Here is a 15,410-nt window from a genome sequence, read left to right as displayed (position 1 = left end):
GCCTAGGGCCGCTGGACCAGCTCGTCATAGGTGCTGAGCACCTGGGCGACGGTGGCGGCCTCGTCCGGCCAGGTCTCGGCCTGCTGCCGGCCGGCCGCCACCAGCCGCTCGCGGCCCGCCGGGTCGGCCAGCAGCCCGCGCACCGCCCGGCCGATCGCGACCGGGTCGCCGGCCGGCACCAGCACGGCCGCGTCGCCGACCAGCTCGGGGATCCCGCCGACGGCGGTGGCGACCACCGGCACGCCGGCCCGCATCGACTCCTGCACCACCAGCGAGCGGGCCTCCCAGCGACTGGCGACCACCACCACGTCGGCGGCCGCCAGCAGGTCGGGCACGTCGGTGCGAAAGCCGAGCAGCCGCACCGGCAGCTTCTCGGCGGCGACCCGCTCGCGCAGCCCGGCCGCCTCCGGGCCGTCCCCGGCGACCAGCAGCAGCGGCTCCGGGTCCAGCACGGACAGCTCGCGGGTGGCGTCCAGCAGCAGCCCGAAGGCCTTCTGCGGGACGAGCCGGCCGACCGCCAGCACCAGCGGCCGGTCCGGGCCGTCGCCGAGCAGCGCGGCGCGCGCCGTGGCCCGGTCGAGCCGGCCCTCGGGCATCGGCGGGGCGGCCACCGGGCCGAGCCGGGCGTCGGTGGCGCCCAGCTCGCGGGCCCGGGCGACCAGGTCGGAGGAGGCACCGAGGACGAGGTCGGCGGCGCGCGCGACCCGGCGCTCCATCAGCCGCTGCAGGCGGCGTTCCAGGCCGGTGGCCAGCAGCGCGTGGTGGGAGGTGACCACCAGCGGGGTCTCCGGGCGCAGGCCCGGGAAGCGGCCTGCCGTGCGCAGGGCGAGGTCGGCGAGCAGTCCGGCGCGCAGCCCGTGCGCGTGCACCACGTCGGCGCCGGTGAAGGCCCGGCGCAGCTCACCGATCGCGGTGGCGTCACTGCGGGCGCCGGCGGTGGGGGTGATGTCGACGGTGTGGAACCTGGCGCCGGTGCGGGAGAAGCCGAACAGCGCGTCCGTGCCGGCCGGGGCGCACACCGTGACGATCACGCCGTGCGCGACGAGGCCCTGCGCCAGGGAGCGCACGTGGGCACCGATGCCGCCGGTGCTGGCGGCCAGGACGAGTACCACGTGCAGCTGTCCCGGTTCTGGGGTGGCAGCGGCGGCCCGGGCGGCGGAATGGTCCACGTTCTCTCGCATCCGACTCGATCAGGTTCGCGCGCCGCTTCGCGAGGGTTGCCCGTCGGCGGCGCTCGGGACTGGAAAGCCAATGTCCAGCCGCCACCATGCCAGGTCGGCGGCCCTCTTGGACAGTCGGCGCCACCAGGGGCGCGTCGCCTTCCGTCCGCAAGGGCCACCCGACCCTGTCGGCGGGTCGGGCACCCCGGCCAGGACCTGTCGCAGCAGGTCCGGCCGGGCGCTCGACGCGAAGTGCCCCAGGCCCTGTCCGGCAAGATCGGCCGGACACGCCCTAGCGGTGGCGCGGGGCCCGGGCGGCGGCCAGCAGTTCCTCGGCGTGGGCCCGGCCGAGCTCGGAGTCCTCCAGTCCGGCCAGCATCCTGGAGAGTTCGCGCACCCGCTCCTCGTCGTTCAGCACCTTGACGCCGCTGCGGGTCACGGTGCCGTCGTTGGTCTTCTCCACCACCAGGTGCCGGTCCGCGAAGGCGGCGACCTGCGGCAGGTGGGTGACCACCACGACCTGGGCGGATTCGGCCAGTTTGGCCAGCCGGCGGCCGATCTCGACCGCGGCCTTGCCGCCGACGCCCGCGTCCACCTCGTCGAACAGGTAGGTGGGGACGGGGTCGGCGCCCGCGAAGACCACCTCGACGGCGAGCATCACGCGGGACAGCTCACCTCCCGAGGCGCCCTTGGCGATCGGGCGGGGCTGGGCGCCGGGGTGCGGGGCGAGCAGCACCTCAACCTCGTCCACGCCGTGCGGGCCGTAGGCGACGGTGCGGCCGTCGACCTCGATCCCCGACAGGTCGTCGACCTGGGCGATCGAGAAGGTCACCCGGGCGTGCGGCATCGCCAGTTCGGCGAGTTCGGCGGAGACGGCCTCGGCGAAACGCCCGGCCGCGGCCTGCCGGGCGCCCGACACCTCGGCCGCCAGCTCGGCCAACTCGGCCCGCAGCGCGGTCTCCTGGGCGCCGAGCCGGTCGATCCGGTCGTCGTCGCCGTCGAGTTCGGCGAGCCGGGCGGAGCTGGCCTCGGCCCAGGCGAGCACCTCGGCGAGGGAGTTCTCCGGGCCGCCGTACTTGCGCAGCAGCTGGGCCAGGACGGCCCGGCGGTCCTCGACGGCGGCGAGCCGGACGGGGTCGGCGTCCAGGTCGTCCGCGTAGCCGGCCAGGTCGCCGGCCACGTCGGCGAGCAGGTAGCCGACCTCGTTGAGGCGGTCGGCGAGGCCGGCGAGGCGCTCGTCGTGGTGGCGCACAGCGTCCAGCGCGCGGCGGGACTGCGCGAGCAGGGTGCCCGCGTCCAGTGCCTCCGGGTCGGCCGGGTCCCCGGCCAGGGCGGCGTGGGCGAGGGTCGCGGCGGAGGACAGCGCGTCGGCGTGGCCCAGCCGCTCGGCCTCGGCGGCCAGCTCCGTGTCCTCGCCGGCCACCGGCTCGGCGGCGGCGATCTCGTCCAGGCCGAAGCGCAGCAGATCGGCCTCCTGCGCGCGTTCACGGGCCCGGGTGGTCAGCTCCTCCAGGGTGGCCGAGACCTCGCGCAGGCTCCGGTAGGTCTCCCGGTAGCGGGCCAGCGGTTCGGCCACCGCCTCGCCCGCGTACCGGTCCAGCGCGCCGCGCTGGCGGGCCGGGCGCAGCAGCCGCTGCTGGTCGGTCTGGCCGTGCACGGCGATCAGTTCCTCGCCGAGTTCGGTGAGCAGCCCGACCGGGACCGCCCGCCCGCCGACGTACGCCCGGGAGCGGCCCTCGGCGGAGACGGTCCGGCTGATCAGCAGGGCGCCCTCGTCCAGTTCGGCCCCGGCCTCGGCCGCGCGGATCGCCGCCGGGGAGCCGGCGGGCAGCTCCAGCCGGCCCTCGACGACGGCGCGTCCGGTCCCGTTGCGCACCAGGCCCGGGTCGGCGCGACCGCCGAGCAGCAGGCCGAGGCTGGTCACGACCATGGTCTTTCCGGCGCCGGTCTCACCGGTCACGGCGGTGAAGCCGGGGGCGAGTTCGACCACCGCGTCGTCGATGACCCCAAGATCCCGTATCCGCATCTCGTCCAACACGGAGACGACCTTACGAGGTTCCACCCCCGGCGCGCGACGAGCGGCAACGCCGCGCGGCAACTCCGTGCCCGGAAGTTCACCCCTTCCGGGGCGTTTGCCCGGGTCCCGGTACCGTGCACCACGGCAGGAAGATCTGCACCAGCGGGCCGATCGCCAGTGCGTACGCGACCGTGCCGACCCCGGCGGTGCCGCCCAGCAGGACACCGGCGACCAGCACCGTCACCTCGATGCCGGTGCGGATCAGCCGCAGCGAACGCCCGGTGCGCCGGTGCAGGCCGGTCATCAGGCCGTCGCGCGGGCCGGGGCCCAGGCGGGCACCGATGTAGAGGCCGGTGGCCAGGCCGTTGAGCAGGATCGCGGCGGCCATCAGCGCGATCCGGGCGGGCAGCCCGTGCGGGCCGTCGACCATCCGCAGCGTGAGGTCCATCGAGGCGCCCAGCACCAGCACGTTGGCGACGGTGCCGACGCCCGGGCGCTGGCGGATCGGGATCCACAGCAGCAGGACCAGGGCGCCGCAGATGGTCACCCAGGTGCCCACCGAGAGGCCGGCGACGCGTTGCAGGCCCTGGTGGAAGACGTCCCACGGGTCGAGGCCGAGGCCGGAGCGCAGCATCAGCGCCATGCTCGCGCCGTACAGGTAGAGGCCGACGGCGAGCTGCGGGATCCGGCGGCCCAGGGCGTGGGTGTCGCCGAGCACCCGGGCGGCGAGCGGGGGCCGGGCGGCCTCCGGGGCGGGTTCGGACGTGGTCGTGGGCGTGGTCGTGGTGGCCATCGGGTGCTCCTGCGGGTGGTGCTGCACCCCGGGCGGCCCCGGCGGTGGCGGACTCGACGGCCGCACTGCCATGATGGTCAGGCCAATAGAGCCCGCTCCAGGGCCAATTTCGAGCAAGTGGACTGATCAGCCTTGGCCGACTGGCACACCACCATCACCCCGCCCGCGCTCGCCCGGCTGCTCGCCGCCGCCCGGCTGCCCGAACCAGCCACCGCCCGCCGCCCCGCCTACCGGACCCTCGCCGGGCAGATCCGGCTGCTGGTCACCGAGGGCCGCCTGCCGGTCGGCGCCCGGCTGCCCGCCGAACGCGAACTCGCCGGCGCCCTGGAGCTGAGCCGCACCACCGTCGCCACCGCCTACGAGACCCTGCGCGCCGACGGCTACCTGCTCAGCCGCCGCGGCGCCGGCAGCTGGACCGCCCTGCCCGAGGGCGCCCCGCCGCCCAGCGACGCGCTGCACCCCGTCCCCCCGGACGAGCAGGGCCGCACCCTGGACCTCGGGGTCGCCGCCCTGCCGGCCCCGCAGCCGTTCCTCGGCGAGGCCACCGTCCGGGCCGTCGAGCAGCTGCCCTGCTACGCCGCCGGGCACGGCCACTACCCCACCGGCGTCCCGGTGCTGCGCGAGGCCCTCGCCCGCCGCTACACCCAGCGCGGCCTGCCCACCACCCCCGACCAGATCCTCGTCACCACCGGCGCGATGGGCGGGCTGCACCTGGTCCAGCGGGCGCTGATCGGTCGCGGCGACCGGGTCGCCGTCGAGGCGCCCAGCTACGCCCACACCCTTCAGGCGCTCCGGATCACCGGCGCCCGCCTGGTGCCGGTGCCGTACGGCTACCGCCCCCAGCCCGAGTGGGACCTCGCCGAGTGGCGCGGGGTGCTGCGCGGGGCCGCGCCCAAGGTCGCCTACGTGATCCCCGACTTCCACAATCCGACCGGTGCGCTGATCGGCGAGGAGCAGCGCCGCGAGCTGCTGGCCGCCGCCCGGGCCGCCGGCAGCATCGTCCTGGTCGACGAGACCACCGCCGAACTCGGCTGGGGCGTACCGGAGTCCGTCCCGCTGCCGCGCCCGATGGCGGCGCTGGACCGGTCCACCCAGGTGGTCACCGTCGGCTCGGCCAGCAAGCTGCTCTGGGGCGGCCTGCGGATCGGCTGGGTCCGGGCCGCGCCCGCGCTGGTGCGCCGGCTGGCCGCCGACCGGGTCTACAGCGACGTCGGCACGCCGGTCCTGGAACAGCTGATCGCCGCCGAACTGCTGGGCGAGCCGCTGCCCGCCGTCCGGGCGCACCAGCTGGACCGGCTGCGGGCGACCGCGCACGCCTTCGCCGCCGCACTGCCCGAGCACCTGCCGGGCTGGTCGTTCACGCCACCGCCCGGCGGCCTCTCGCTCTGGGTGTCCACCGGCGGGCTGTCCGGCGCGGCGCTGGCCCGGGCCGGGGAACGCGCCGGGGTGCGGATCGCCTCGGGCAACCGGTTCGGCTCGGACGGCGCGTTCGAGCACCACATCCGGATCCCGCTCACCGTGCCGGCCCCGGCCGTCCCCGCCGCCGTGCAGCGGCTCGCCGAGACCGCCGCCCGGGCGACGGCGGGCGGCCGGTACGGGCCGCCCGGCGACACCCCGCCGCTGGCGATCTGACCGGCGAACCGACGGGCGGTCAGCAGTGGGTGTTCGCCCGCCCGCGCCAACCCGTCACCGGCAGCGCGAACTTGGCCACCAGCCGGTCGGTGAACGGCGCCCGGTGCAGTCTGGCCAGACGCACCGGGGTCTGCCCCCGGCGGACCTCCACCCGTGCGCCGGCGGGCAGTTCGACCGTGCGCCGCCCGTCGCACCAGAGCACGCCGTGCGGGGTCTTGGGCTGCACCTCGACGGCCAGCACCGAGTCCGGCGAGGTCACCAGCGGGCGGGCGAACAGCGCGTGCGCGGAGATCGGCACCATCAGCAGCGCCTCCACCTCCGGCCACACCACCGGCCCGCCGCCGGAGAACGCGTACGCGGTGGAACCGGTCGGCGTCGCGCACACCACGCCGTCGCAGCCGAAGTTGGAGACCGGGCGGCCGTCCACCTCGGTCACCACCTCCAGCATCCGCTCCCGGGACGCCTTCTCTATCGACGCCTCGTTCAACGCCCAGTCCTGGTGCACCACATCGCCGTTGGTGCGGACGATGACGTCGATCGTCATCCGCTCCTCGACCTCGTAGTCGGCGTCGACCACCCGCTCGACCACCACGGCCAGATCGTCCCGCTCGGCCTCGGCGAGGAACCCGACCCGGCCCAGGTTGATCCCGAGCATCGGCAGCCCGTGCTCGCGGGCCAGCTCCGCCCCGCGCAGCAGCGTCCCGTCCCCGCCGGCGACCAGGATCAGCTCGCAGCCGTCCGCCGCACCCGGCCCCCCGGCCACCTTCTCGACCCCGTCCGGCAGGTCCAGGTCCAGCGCCTCGGAGGCGAGCAGTCTGATCCGGATGCCCGCCTTCAGCAGCCCGTGCACCAAGGCCTCGACGCTGCGCAGCGCCGCCGCCCGGCCGGTGTGCGCGATCAGGAAGACCGTACGTTCTTCATCGCTCATGCCGCTGCCCTCTCCCTCACGCCTGCCGGGTCGCCTTCGGCCCCGGTACGGCCGCGTCACACAGCATGACGGACCGGACGCCCCCACAGCACCCTATCGGGGCCCCTCCGCGACGGCCCGGTCCGCCTCGGCGGGATCCAGCTGCGGGGCGTCCCGGCGCAGCCACAGGAAGTACTCCACGTTCCCGGACGGGCCCGGCAGCGGGCTCGCGGTGACTGCGCGCACGCCCAGCCCGAGCTCCCACGCCTGCCCGGCGACCTGGCGCACCATCTCGGCGCGCAGCTGGGGGCTGCGCACCACCCCGCCGCTGCCCAGGCGCTCCTTGCCGATCTCGAACTGCGGCTTGACCATCAGCACCAGGTCCGCGTCCCCGGCCGCGCAGGCGGCCAGCGCGGGCAGCACCAGGCCCAGCGAGATGAACGACAGGTCGCCGACCACCAGGTCGACCGGGGTGCCGCCGATCAGCTCCAGGGTCAGCTCCCGGACGTTGGTTCGGTCCATCACCGTCACCCGCTCGTCGCTCTGCAGCGACCACGCGAGCTGCCCGTAGCCAACGTCCACCGCCAGCACGCCGGCCGCGCCGGCCCGCAGCAGGACGTCGGTGAAGCCGCCGGTGGAGGCGCCCGCGTCCAGCGCCCGGCGGCCCTCGACCACCAGGCCCTGCGGGACGAAGGCGGCGAACGCCCCGGCCAGCTTGTGCCCGCCGCGCGAGACGTAGTCGGGGTCGTTGTCGTCCTCGGCCACCACGACCGCGGCCGAGGTCTCCACCTGGGTGGCCGGCTTGGTCGCGGTGGTGCCTCCGACGGTCACCCGGCCGGCCGCGATCAGCTCGGACGCGTGCTCACGCGACCGGGCCAGCTTGCGGCGGACCAGCTCCGCGTCGAGTCGGCGTCGTGCCACTGCCACTGGTGTTTCAGCTCCTACGGGTCCTGCGGGTCGTTCCAGGGTCATTCCTGGTCGAGCGCGGCCAGCGTGTCGGCCAGCCGCTGGTGAACATCTTCGTACACCTCGACGTGTGCCTCGGCCGGGACCCCGTCCAGGGCCTCCAGCCGGGCCAGCCCGGCGTCCACGACGGGGTGGCCGGTCGGGGTCGGTTCCACGCCGAGCGGTTCGACGGCTTCAGCTGGTCCGGTCATCGGGCTTCTTCGTGCTGGTGGCCTTGCGGACGGTGGTCTTCTTCGTCGCCGTACGCTTCGCGGGCGCCTTGGGCTGCGCGGGCGGCTCGGCGGCGGTCTGCTGCGCGGTGGCGGTCTTCTTGACGGCCGTCTTGCGCACGGTCGTCTTCTTGGCGGCCGTCTTCTTGGCCACCGGCTTCTTGGCCGCCGCCTTCTTCGCCGGGGACTTCTTCACCCCGGCCCGGCCCGCCGCCGGGGCCTTCTCCGCCGAGGTCTGCTCCGCCGGGGCCGGCTCCGCTGCCGTGGGCTCCTTCGCCGGGGCCGGCTCCGCTGCCGTGGGCTCCTTCGCCGGGGTCCGCTTCGCGGCGGCCTTCCCCGGTAGCGACGGCCGTACCGGCGGGACGGGCGGGTCGACCTCGACCGGCTCGTCCACCTCCACCCGTTCGGCCACTACCGGCTCCCCCGCCGCCGGGGCCGCCGGCTGCTCGTCCGCCCGCTCCCAGCCGCGCCCGAACAGGTCGTCCGCCCGGGGCGCCGGCGCCGGCTCCGCCGCCTCGTCGAACCCGGCCGACCGCACCGCGGGCTCGGCCTCCTCCTCGACCTCGCGCAGCTTGCTCTCCAGATAGGCGAGCACCACGCCGACCTTCATCACCTGGTCGCCGACCTTCTCGAAGGCCTTCTCCACCTCGCCGCGCGCCACCCCGACGGCCAGGTCCACCCCGGCCCGCCCGGCGGTGACCGCCTCCTCCGCCAGCGTCTGCAGCGTCTTCGCCGACGGCGGGAACTGCCCGCCGAGCCGGCGCTCGACCTCGGTGACGTCGACCCCGGTCCGCTCCAGGATCACGGCCGCCGTCCCGACGACCCGCTTGCCGACCTCCTCCGCCAGCCCGGCGGCGACCTCCACCACTCCCCGCACCGTCCTCGGCAGCATCCGGGTGCCTCCTTAGCGCCTGCGCGCATCGCTCCGTCGCCGTCGGTGCCCGGGCCGATCCGGGCACCCCACGGACGACGCTACCGCCAAAACCCGCCTGCGGTACCGTGGCCCGGCAGGGACCATCGCCGTCACCTGCCGCAACCACCAGGGAACCCAGGGAGGGGAACCACCGCCATGGCCAACGCCGAGGAGTGCCGCGAGGCACTGGAACAGCTCAGCCGGAACATGGCGAAGTCCACCGGTGACGTCCGCAAGGCGGCCGCTCTCGACCGCTCGCTCAGCTGCCGGATCACCGACCTCGACCTGACCTTCACCGGCCAACTGCGCGACGGCCGGATCCACGACCTCGCCTCGGCCCCCGGCGCCCCGGCCGAGAAGGCGGCGATCCGACTCACCATGAGCAGCGACGACCTGGTCGCCGTGGTCTTCGGCGGGCTCAACTTCGCGTCCGCCTGGGCGGGCGGCCGGATCCGGCTGGAGGCGAGCTTCCGCGATCTGCTGCGGCTGCGCACCCTGCTCTGAACCCGGCCGCCGTGGTCCTTCCCTCTTGGACCCGAGCGCTCCGGACCCGAGCGCTCCGGGCCCGACCGCCCTCGTGTTGAGCGCCGCGCGGCGGCTCAGAACCCCAGCTCGGCCAGGGCCTTGCGCCCGTCGGCCGGTGCGCCGTCCGCGTCCAGCGCCGTCCACGCCGCCGCGCACAGCGCCCGCAGACCGTCCCAGCGGTCCCCGCCGCCGTCCAGCCGCAGCACGCCACCGGCGGCCGACGCGGCCCAGCCGCCGCAACCGAAGCCGTCCGCCCCGGTCGTGACCGCCGGGTGCGGCTCCAGCAGCCCGCGCAGGTCCGCCGACAGGTAGGTCGGCCGGTGCTCGGCCGGGGCCGCCAGCAGCTGCGCCGGGGTGGTCACCCCGGTGAAGACCAGCAGGCTGTCCACCCCGCCGTTGAACGCGCCCTCGATGTCGGTGTCCAGCCGGTCGCCGACCACCAGTGGCCGCCGCGCGCCGGTCCGCAGCACGGTCTCCCGGTGCATCGGCGGCTGCGGCTTGCCCGCCACCACCGGGTCCACCCCGGCGGCCGCCCGCACCGCCGCCACCAGCGTCCCGTTGCCGGGCGCGATGCCGCGCGCGGTCGGGATGGTCAGGTCGGTGTTGGAGGCCACCCACGGCAGCCCCTGCTGCACCGCGTACGCGGCCTCCGCCAGCTGCGCCCAGCCGACCGACGGGTCGTAGCCCTGGACCACCGCGAGCGGCTCCTCGGCCAGCGAGCGGACGGCGACCAGCCCGCGCTCGGCCAGAGCCTCCTCCAGCCCCGGGCCACCCACGACCAGCACCTTCGCCCCGGCCGGCACCTTCTCGGCGACCACCCGGGCGGCCGCCTGCGCCGAGTTGATCACGTCGGCCGGCTCGGCCGGCACGCCCAGCCCGGTCAGGTGCTCGGCCACCACCCGCGGCGGGCGGGAGGCGTTGTTGGTCACGTACGCGAGCCGCATCCCGGCCGTCCGGGCGGCGGCCAGCGCGTCCACGGCGTGCTCGATCGCGTGCGGGCCCGCGTAGACCACGCCGTCCAGGTCCAGCAGCGCCGTGTCGTACGCCTCGGTCAGCGGCTGCTCGCTGCCGCCGGGGGCGGTCCGTCGCACGGTGGTGGCCGTCTCGGTCATGGCTGCGCTACCTCATTCACTGCGTCGTTCGCTTCCTCGGGTGCCCCCGAGCGGGTGGCCCTTGAGCCGGTGGGCCCTTGAGCCGGTCAGACCTCGTCGTCCGCACCGGCGTCGCCCGTCGGCGCCCCGTCCGGGCCCGGCGGGGGCGCCAGGTACCCGGGTGCCCCGGGCAGCAGCGGGCCGAACGCCCCGGCGCGGGCCGCCAGGGTCGCCCTGGTCTGCCGCAGCGCCGCCTGGTAGTGCTCGGTGCCCGGCCGCATGGCCACGGCCAGCGCCAGGTGCTCGGCGGACGTCTCGAAGTCGCCCAGCCGGGCCGCCGCGACGCCCCACCCGAACTGAGCGTAGTCGTCCGACGGATCGGCCAGCGCGACGGCCCGGAAGTTCTCCAGCGCCGCCGCGTACGAACCGGTGTCGAACTGGGCTCGCGCCAGCGTCTCCCGGATGCTGCGCGACTGCGGCTCGGCCGCCGCCGCCCGGACCAGCAGCTGCTCGGCGGCCGCCGGGTTGCCCTGGGCCAGCAGCCTGCCGCCGCGCCGGAACCAGTCGTACACGTCCCCGGTCGGCTCGCCGGAACGCCCCTGCGCCGGCACGCCGCCGTGCGCCGGAGCGCCCCCGCCGCCGACGCCGGCCGGCCCGCCCTGCTCGGCCGGGCCGCTGCCGTCCAGCCGTTCCTGCCCGTCGTCCATGCGGTACCTCGCCCTCGGTCGCACACCCGTCCCACAGGTCAGCACGGGTATTCCGATCTCTCAACAACGCGTACCCGGTTACGATGCCCAGAATGAGCACACCCAGTGCAGAAGACGGAGTCGAGACTCCCGAGGGCGGCCCCGGCAATCCCGGGCACGTCGCCACCGCAGGCCTGTCCCTGTCACCCTTCCGAGGCCTGCGCTACGTCCCCGATCGGGTCGGTGCCCTGGCCGCGGTCATGTCACCGCCGTACGACGTCGTCGACCCCGGCCGCCGGCTCGACCTGGAGACCGCCGACCCGCACAACGTGGTCCGGCTGATCCTGCCCAGGCCCGAGCCCGAGGACGCCGGCGATCGGCCCGACCGCGACACCAAGTACCGGCACGCCGCCCGGCTCCTGGCCGCCTGGCAGCGCGAGGGGATCCTCGCCGCCGACGCGGCGCCCGCGCTCTACGTCTACGAGCAGCGCGTGCCCGCCACCGGCGACTCCCCCGAACTGCTCCAGCGCGGGCTGATCGGGGCCCTCGCGGTGAGCGGTCGCGAGGCCGGCGTGGTCCTCCCCCACGAGGACGTGATGCCGCGGCCGGTCGCCGACCGGGTCGGCCTGATGCGCACCACCCGGGCCAACCTCGAACCGCTGCTGCTCACCTACCGCGGCGGCGGCGGCGCCTCCGGCGTCATCGAACGGACCGTCCAGGGCGAGCCGCTGCTCTCCACGGCCACCAGCGACGGCACCCACCACCGCCTCTGGGCCGTCGCCGACCCCGCCGAGATCGCCGAGATCAGCCGCGACCTCGCCACCTGCCGGGCCCTGATCGCCGACGGCCACCACCGCTGGGAGATGTACCTCCGCCTCCAGCGCGAGCACCGCCACCTGCCGCGCAGCCCGTGGGACCGCGGCCTGGTGCTCCTGGTGGACACCGCCCGCTACCCGCTGCGGGTCCGGGCCATCCACCGGGTGCTGTACCGGCTGCCCGTGGCCGAGGCACTGGAGAGGCTCGGCGACCAGTGGAAGGTCAAGGAGGTCCCCGGCCCGCTGACCGCCGCCCTCCAGGCGCTCGCCGAACAGAAACGGCACGGCGGCAACGGCTTCATACTGACCGGCGGGGACGGCGTGTACTGGCTGCTCGGCGAGCCCGAGGAGGCACTGCTCGACGCCACCGTGCCGCACGACCGGCCCGAGGAGTGGCGCCACCTGGACGCCACGGTCCTGCACGCCACCCTGCTCGACCGCACCTGGCACGTCCCCGACGGCCCGGACGACATCGGCTACCTGCACACCGCCGCAGCCGCCGAGCAGGAGGCCGCGCGCACTGGCGGCACCGCCGTCCTGCTGCACCCGGTCCGGGAGAGCGTGGTCCGCAGGCTCGCCGAACAGGGCGTCACCATGCCGCGCAAGTCCACCTCCTTCGGGCCGAAGCCGGCCACCGGACTGGTGCTGCGCAACCTCGAACTGGGCTAGGTTCCCCGCCGAAACGCGAAGAGGCCCTGCCTGCTTCCCCTGGAATTCCAGGGGAAGCAGGCAGGGCCTCACTCGTCGGTCGGAGCCGCTCAGCTGCGGGCGTCGCCCTTGGCCTCGGCGTCAGCCTTCGCCTCGTCCTTGGCCTCGTCCTTGGCCTCGGTGGCGCGCGCGGGCACCACGCCGTCGAACTCCTCGTCGATCTCGAGGTCGTCCTCGTCGTAGTACTCCTCGACGTCCTCCTCGTCCTCGAAGATGACGCGGTCGTCGGAGGCCTCGCCGCCGCGCTTCTTCGCCGGGGCGTCGGCCTGCTCGGACTCCTCCTCGGCCATCTCCGGGTCGAGCGCGTCCACGAACTCCACGCCGTCGATCTCGGCCAGGCGCTCCGCCGCGTTGGTCGTGCCGTCGGTGTCGGCCTCGGCCGCCTTCGCGAACCAGTCACGCGCCTCGTCGCCACGGCCGGCCGCGATCAGCGCCTCGCCGTAGGCGTACCGAAGACGCGCGGTCCACGGGTGCACGGCGCTGGAGGCCAGCTCCGGGCTCTGCAGGGTCACCACGGCCGCGTCGAACTGCTCCATGTCGGAGCGGGCGCCGGCGGACACCAGGCGCATCTCGACCTGGCCGGCCTTGTCCAGCTGCTTCACCTCGGGCTCACCGGCCATCGCCAGTGCCCGCTCCGGACGGCCCAGACCGCGCTCGCAGTCGGCCATCACGGGCCACAGGTCCGCGCGGCCGGTCATCCGACGGGCGGCACGGAACTCGGTCAGCGCCTCGGAGTACCGCTGCGTCATGTACGAGGCGAAACCGGCCGCCTCACGGACGGCGGCCACCCGGGAGGCCAGACGGAGCGCGACGCGGGAGAACTGGTAGGCCTCCTCCGGCTCGGTGTCGAGCAGGCGGGCCACCATCACCAGGTTGCGGGCGACATCGTCCGCGAGCGTCTTGGGAAGGCTCTTGAGCTCCTGGCGCACGTCCCCGTCCAGCTCGAAGCCGGTGACGTCCTCCGGGATCGGCAGGCGCTTGACGGGCTCGTAGTTGCCACGACGGTCGTCGTAGCCGCCCCGGTCGTCACGGCGGTCGTCGCGGTTGCCGCGGTAGCCGCCGCGGTCGTCCCGACGGTCGCCGCGGTCGCGGTTGAAACCGCCACCGGAGGGGCGGTCGTCACGGCGGAAGCCGCCACGGTCGCCACCACGGTCATCGCGGTTGAAACCACCCGAGGGGCGGTCCCCACGGTCACGGTTGAAGCCACCGCCGGAGGGGCGGTCGTCACGACGGAAGCCACCGCGGTCGTCGCGGTCGCGGTTGAAGCCGCCACCGGACGGACGGTCGTCACGACGCGGACGGTCGTCACGGTCACGGTTGAAACCGCCCGGACGGTCATCGCGACGGAAACCGCCGCCACCGGACGGGCGGTCGCCGCGGTCACGGTTGAAGCCGCCACCGGAGGGGCGGTCGTCGCGACGGAAGCCGCCACGGTCGCCACCACGGTCATCGCGGTTGAAACCACCCGACGGGCGGTCGCCGCGGTCGCGGTTGAAGCCACCACCGGAGGGGCGGTCGTCACGACGGAAGCCACCGCGGTCGTCGCGGTCACGGTTGAAACCACCACCGGACGGACGGTCGTCACGACGCGGACGGTCGTCACGGTTGAAACCACCACCCGAGGGGCGGTCGTCACGACGGAAGCCGCCGCCGCCCTGACGGTCGTCCCGACGGGCGCCGCCACGGTCGTTCGACCAGCCCCCACGGGACCGGGGCTCGTAGCCTCGGCCGTCGTCCGATCGACGCTCGGGACGGTCCTGGGGCTGGTTCGACATCGTGGTGACTCCTTCTGCTGCTTCAGCTCCACCGCGGACTGAGCAACTCCGCTGCCGTCACGCGGTTTCGGCGCCGGCCTCCTGGCCGCGCACCATCTCCATTGTCCGACATCCCGGAACACTCCGCCTGGGCGAAGGTCCCGGCCTGCCGGGGTACTACTCGTTCGCAAAACACAAAAAGGCCGCGGCCCCAGCGAGTCGCTGGGGCCGCGGCCTTGAATGATTGTTCGGCGGCGTCCTACTCTCCCACAGGGTCCCCCCTGCAGTACCATCGGCGCTGTAAGGCTTAGCTTCCGGGTTCGGAATGTAACCGGGCGTTTCCCTCACGCTATGACCACCGAAACCCTATCGGGTATTCAGCGAAACACACTTTTTAATTGATAAGTGTTTTTCTTGTTCGCCGGCGATAGCTGTTCGCTACCCGGGAACCACACAGTGGACGCGAGCAACTGAGGACAAGCCCTCGGCCTATTAGTACCGGTCAACTCCACCCCTCACAGGGCTTCCATATCCGGCCTATCAACCCAGTCGTCTACTGGGAGCCTTACCCTCTCAAGGAGGTGGGAGTGCTCATCTCGAAGCAGGCTTCCCGCTTAGATGCTTTCAGCGGTTATCCCTCCCGAACGTAGCCAACCAGCCATGCCCTTGGCAGGACAACTGGCACACCAGAGGTTCGTCCGTCCCGGTCCTCTCGTACTAGGGACAGCCCTTCTCAACACTCCTACGCGCACAGCGGATAGGGACCGAACTGTCTCACGACGTTCTAAACCCAGCTCGCGTACCGCTTTAATGGGCGAACAGCCCAACCCTTGGGACCTACTCCAGCCCCAGGATGCGACGAGCCGACATCGAGGTGCCAAACCATCCCGTCGATATGGACTCTTGGGGAAGATCAGCCTGTTATCCCCGGGGTACCTTTTATCCGTTGAGCGACGGCGCTTCCACAAGCCACCGCCGGATCACTAGTCCCTACTTTCGTACCTGCTCGACCCGTCAGTCTCACAGTCAAGCTCCCTTGTGCACTTACACTCAACACCTGATTGCCAACCAGGCTGAGGGAACCTTTGGGCGCCTCCGTTACTCTTTAGGAGGCAACCGCCCCAGTTAAACTACCCACCAGACACTGTCCCTGATCCGGATCACGGACCCAGGTTAGACATCCAGCACGACCAGAGTGGTATTTCAACGACGACTCCACAACAACTGGCGTTGC

The 15,410-nt window shown here is 74.1% G+C and carries 13 protein-coding genes, 2 rRNA genes and 1 pseudogene; 3 read left to right on the top strand and 13 right to left on the bottom strand.

The window, feature by feature from the left end; all coding sequences use genetic code 11:
• Positions 1 to 2: 2 nt before the first annotated feature.
• The 3 genes from ACIOGZ_RS02510 to ACIOGZ_RS02500 form a co-directional block, all read right to left on the bottom strand.
• Positions 3 to 1,181, bottom strand: a complete 1,179-nt coding sequence (locus ACIOGZ_RS02510) for a glycosyltransferase family 4 protein (RefSeq protein WP_363633572.1) — start codon at positions 1,179 to 1,181, stop codon at positions 3 to 5.
• A 271-nt stretch (positions 1,182 to 1,452) separates the two neighbouring features.
• On the bottom strand, positions 1,453 to 3,186 hold the full coding sequence (recN, locus tag ACIOGZ_RS02505) for a DNA repair protein RecN (RefSeq protein ID WP_363633577.1): 1,734 nt from the start codon (positions 3,184 to 3,186) through the stop codon (positions 1,453 to 1,455).
• An 88-nt stretch (positions 3,187 to 3,274) separates the two neighbouring features.
• Positions 3,275 to 3,970, bottom strand: a complete 696-nt coding sequence (locus ACIOGZ_RS02500) for a YitT family protein (RefSeq protein WP_400812510.1) — start codon at positions 3,968 to 3,970, stop codon at positions 3,275 to 3,277.
• Positions 3,971 to 4,102: 132 nt separating this feature from the next.
• Between ACIOGZ_RS02500 and ACIOGZ_RS02495 the strand changes: the two genes are divergently transcribed.
• On the top strand, positions 4,103 to 5,602 hold the full coding sequence (locus ACIOGZ_RS02495) for a PLP-dependent aminotransferase family protein (protein ID WP_363589363.1): 1,500 nt from the start codon (positions 4,103 to 4,105) through the stop codon (positions 5,600 to 5,602).
• A 19-nt stretch (positions 5,603 to 5,621) separates the two neighbouring features.
• On the opposite strand, the gene ACIOGZ_RS02490 is transcribed toward ACIOGZ_RS02495, so the two are convergent.
• The 4 genes from ACIOGZ_RS02490 to ACIOGZ_RS02475 all read right to left on the bottom strand — a co-directional run bounded on the left by ACIOGZ_RS02490 (position 5,622) and on the right by ACIOGZ_RS02475 (position 8,576).
• Positions 5,622 to 6,530: an NAD kinase gene (locus ACIOGZ_RS02490; protein ID WP_063349647.1), complete on the bottom strand. Its 909-nt coding sequence runs from the start codon at positions 6,528 to 6,530 to the stop codon at positions 5,622 to 5,624.
• A 93-nt stretch (positions 6,531 to 6,623) separates the two neighbouring features.
• Entirely contained in the window at positions 6,624 to 7,481 is an 858-nt protein-coding gene (locus ACIOGZ_RS02485) for a TlyA family RNA methyltransferase (protein WP_400984517.1), read from the bottom strand.
• On the bottom strand, positions 7,478 to 7,666 hold the full coding sequence (locus ACIOGZ_RS02480; RefSeq protein WP_363589367.1) for a hypothetical protein: 189 nt from the start codon (positions 7,664 to 7,666) through the stop codon (positions 7,478 to 7,480). Before ACIOGZ_RS02480 ends, ACIOGZ_RS02485 begins: the two co-directional genes overlap by 4 nt.
• A complete protein-coding gene (locus ACIOGZ_RS02475; RefSeq protein WP_400984515.1) occupies positions 7,650 to 8,576 on the bottom strand; it encodes a hypothetical protein in 927 nt (308 codons plus the stop codon). The genes ACIOGZ_RS02480 and ACIOGZ_RS02475 overlap by 17 nt, the downstream gene beginning before the upstream one ends.
• A gap of 177 nt (positions 8,577 to 8,753) precedes the next feature.
• Here ACIOGZ_RS02475 and ACIOGZ_RS02470 point away from each other — a divergent pair, with 177 nt between their 5' ends.
• Entirely contained in the window at positions 8,754 to 9,101 is a 348-nt protein-coding gene (locus ACIOGZ_RS02470; protein ID WP_363624102.1) for an SCP2 sterol-binding domain-containing protein, read from the top strand.
• A gap of 95 nt (positions 9,102 to 9,196) precedes the next feature.
• Here the strand turns inward: ACIOGZ_RS02470 and ACIOGZ_RS02465 are convergent, their stop codons facing one another.
• Both ACIOGZ_RS02465 and ACIOGZ_RS02460 read right to left on the bottom strand, forming a co-directional pair.
• The gene (locus ACIOGZ_RS02465) at positions 9,197 to 10,234 is read right to left on the bottom strand and encodes an HAD-IIA family hydrolase (protein ID WP_400984512.1); all 1,038 of its coding nucleotides are present in this window, start codon (positions 10,232 to 10,234) and stop codon (positions 9,197 to 9,199) included.
• Between the two features lie 86 nt (positions 10,235 to 10,320).
• Complete coding sequence (locus ACIOGZ_RS02460) at positions 10,321 to 10,920, bottom strand: tetratricopeptide repeat protein (protein WP_363589375.1); 600 nt, start codon at positions 10,918 to 10,920, stop codon at positions 10,321 to 10,323.
• A 92-nt stretch (positions 10,921 to 11,012) separates the two neighbouring features.
• Between ACIOGZ_RS02460 and ACIOGZ_RS02455 the strand changes: the two genes are divergently transcribed.
• Positions 11,013 to 12,383, top strand: coding sequence for a DUF1015 family protein (locus tag ACIOGZ_RS02455; RefSeq protein WP_400812505.1), 1,371 nt, complete (start codon positions 11,013 to 11,015; stop codon positions 12,381 to 12,383).
• Between the two features lie 89 nt (positions 12,384 to 12,472).
• Here the strand turns inward: ACIOGZ_RS02455 and ACIOGZ_RS02450 are convergent, their stop codons facing one another.
• The 4 genes and pseudogenes from ACIOGZ_RS02450 to ACIOGZ_RS02435 all read right to left on the bottom strand — a co-directional run.
• The gene (locus ACIOGZ_RS02450; protein WP_363589383.1) at positions 12,473 to 13,351 is read right to left on the bottom strand and encodes a tetratricopeptide repeat protein; all 879 of its coding nucleotides are present in this window, start codon (positions 13,349 to 13,351) and stop codon (positions 12,473 to 12,475) included.
• Between the two features lie 66 nt (positions 13,352 to 13,417).
• Positions 13,418 to 14,218: pseudogene (locus tag ACIOGZ_RS02445) on the bottom strand (tetratricopeptide repeat protein); the annotation flags it as partial.
• Between the two features lie 204 nt (positions 14,219 to 14,422).
• Positions 14,423 to 14,539 (bottom strand): 5S ribosomal RNA (rrf, locus tag ACIOGZ_RS02440).
• 109 nt (positions 14,540 to 14,648) lie between these two features.
• Positions 14,649 to 15,410 (bottom strand): 23S ribosomal RNA (locus ACIOGZ_RS02435); the annotation flags it as partial.

Source organism: Kitasatospora sp. NPDC088160 (assembly GCF_044741445.1).
In the GTDB taxonomy this organism is placed as follows: domain Bacteria; phylum Actinomycetota; class Actinomycetes; order Streptomycetales; family Streptomycetaceae; genus Kitasatospora.
This window is presented reverse-complemented; position numbering and strand designations above follow the sequence as displayed.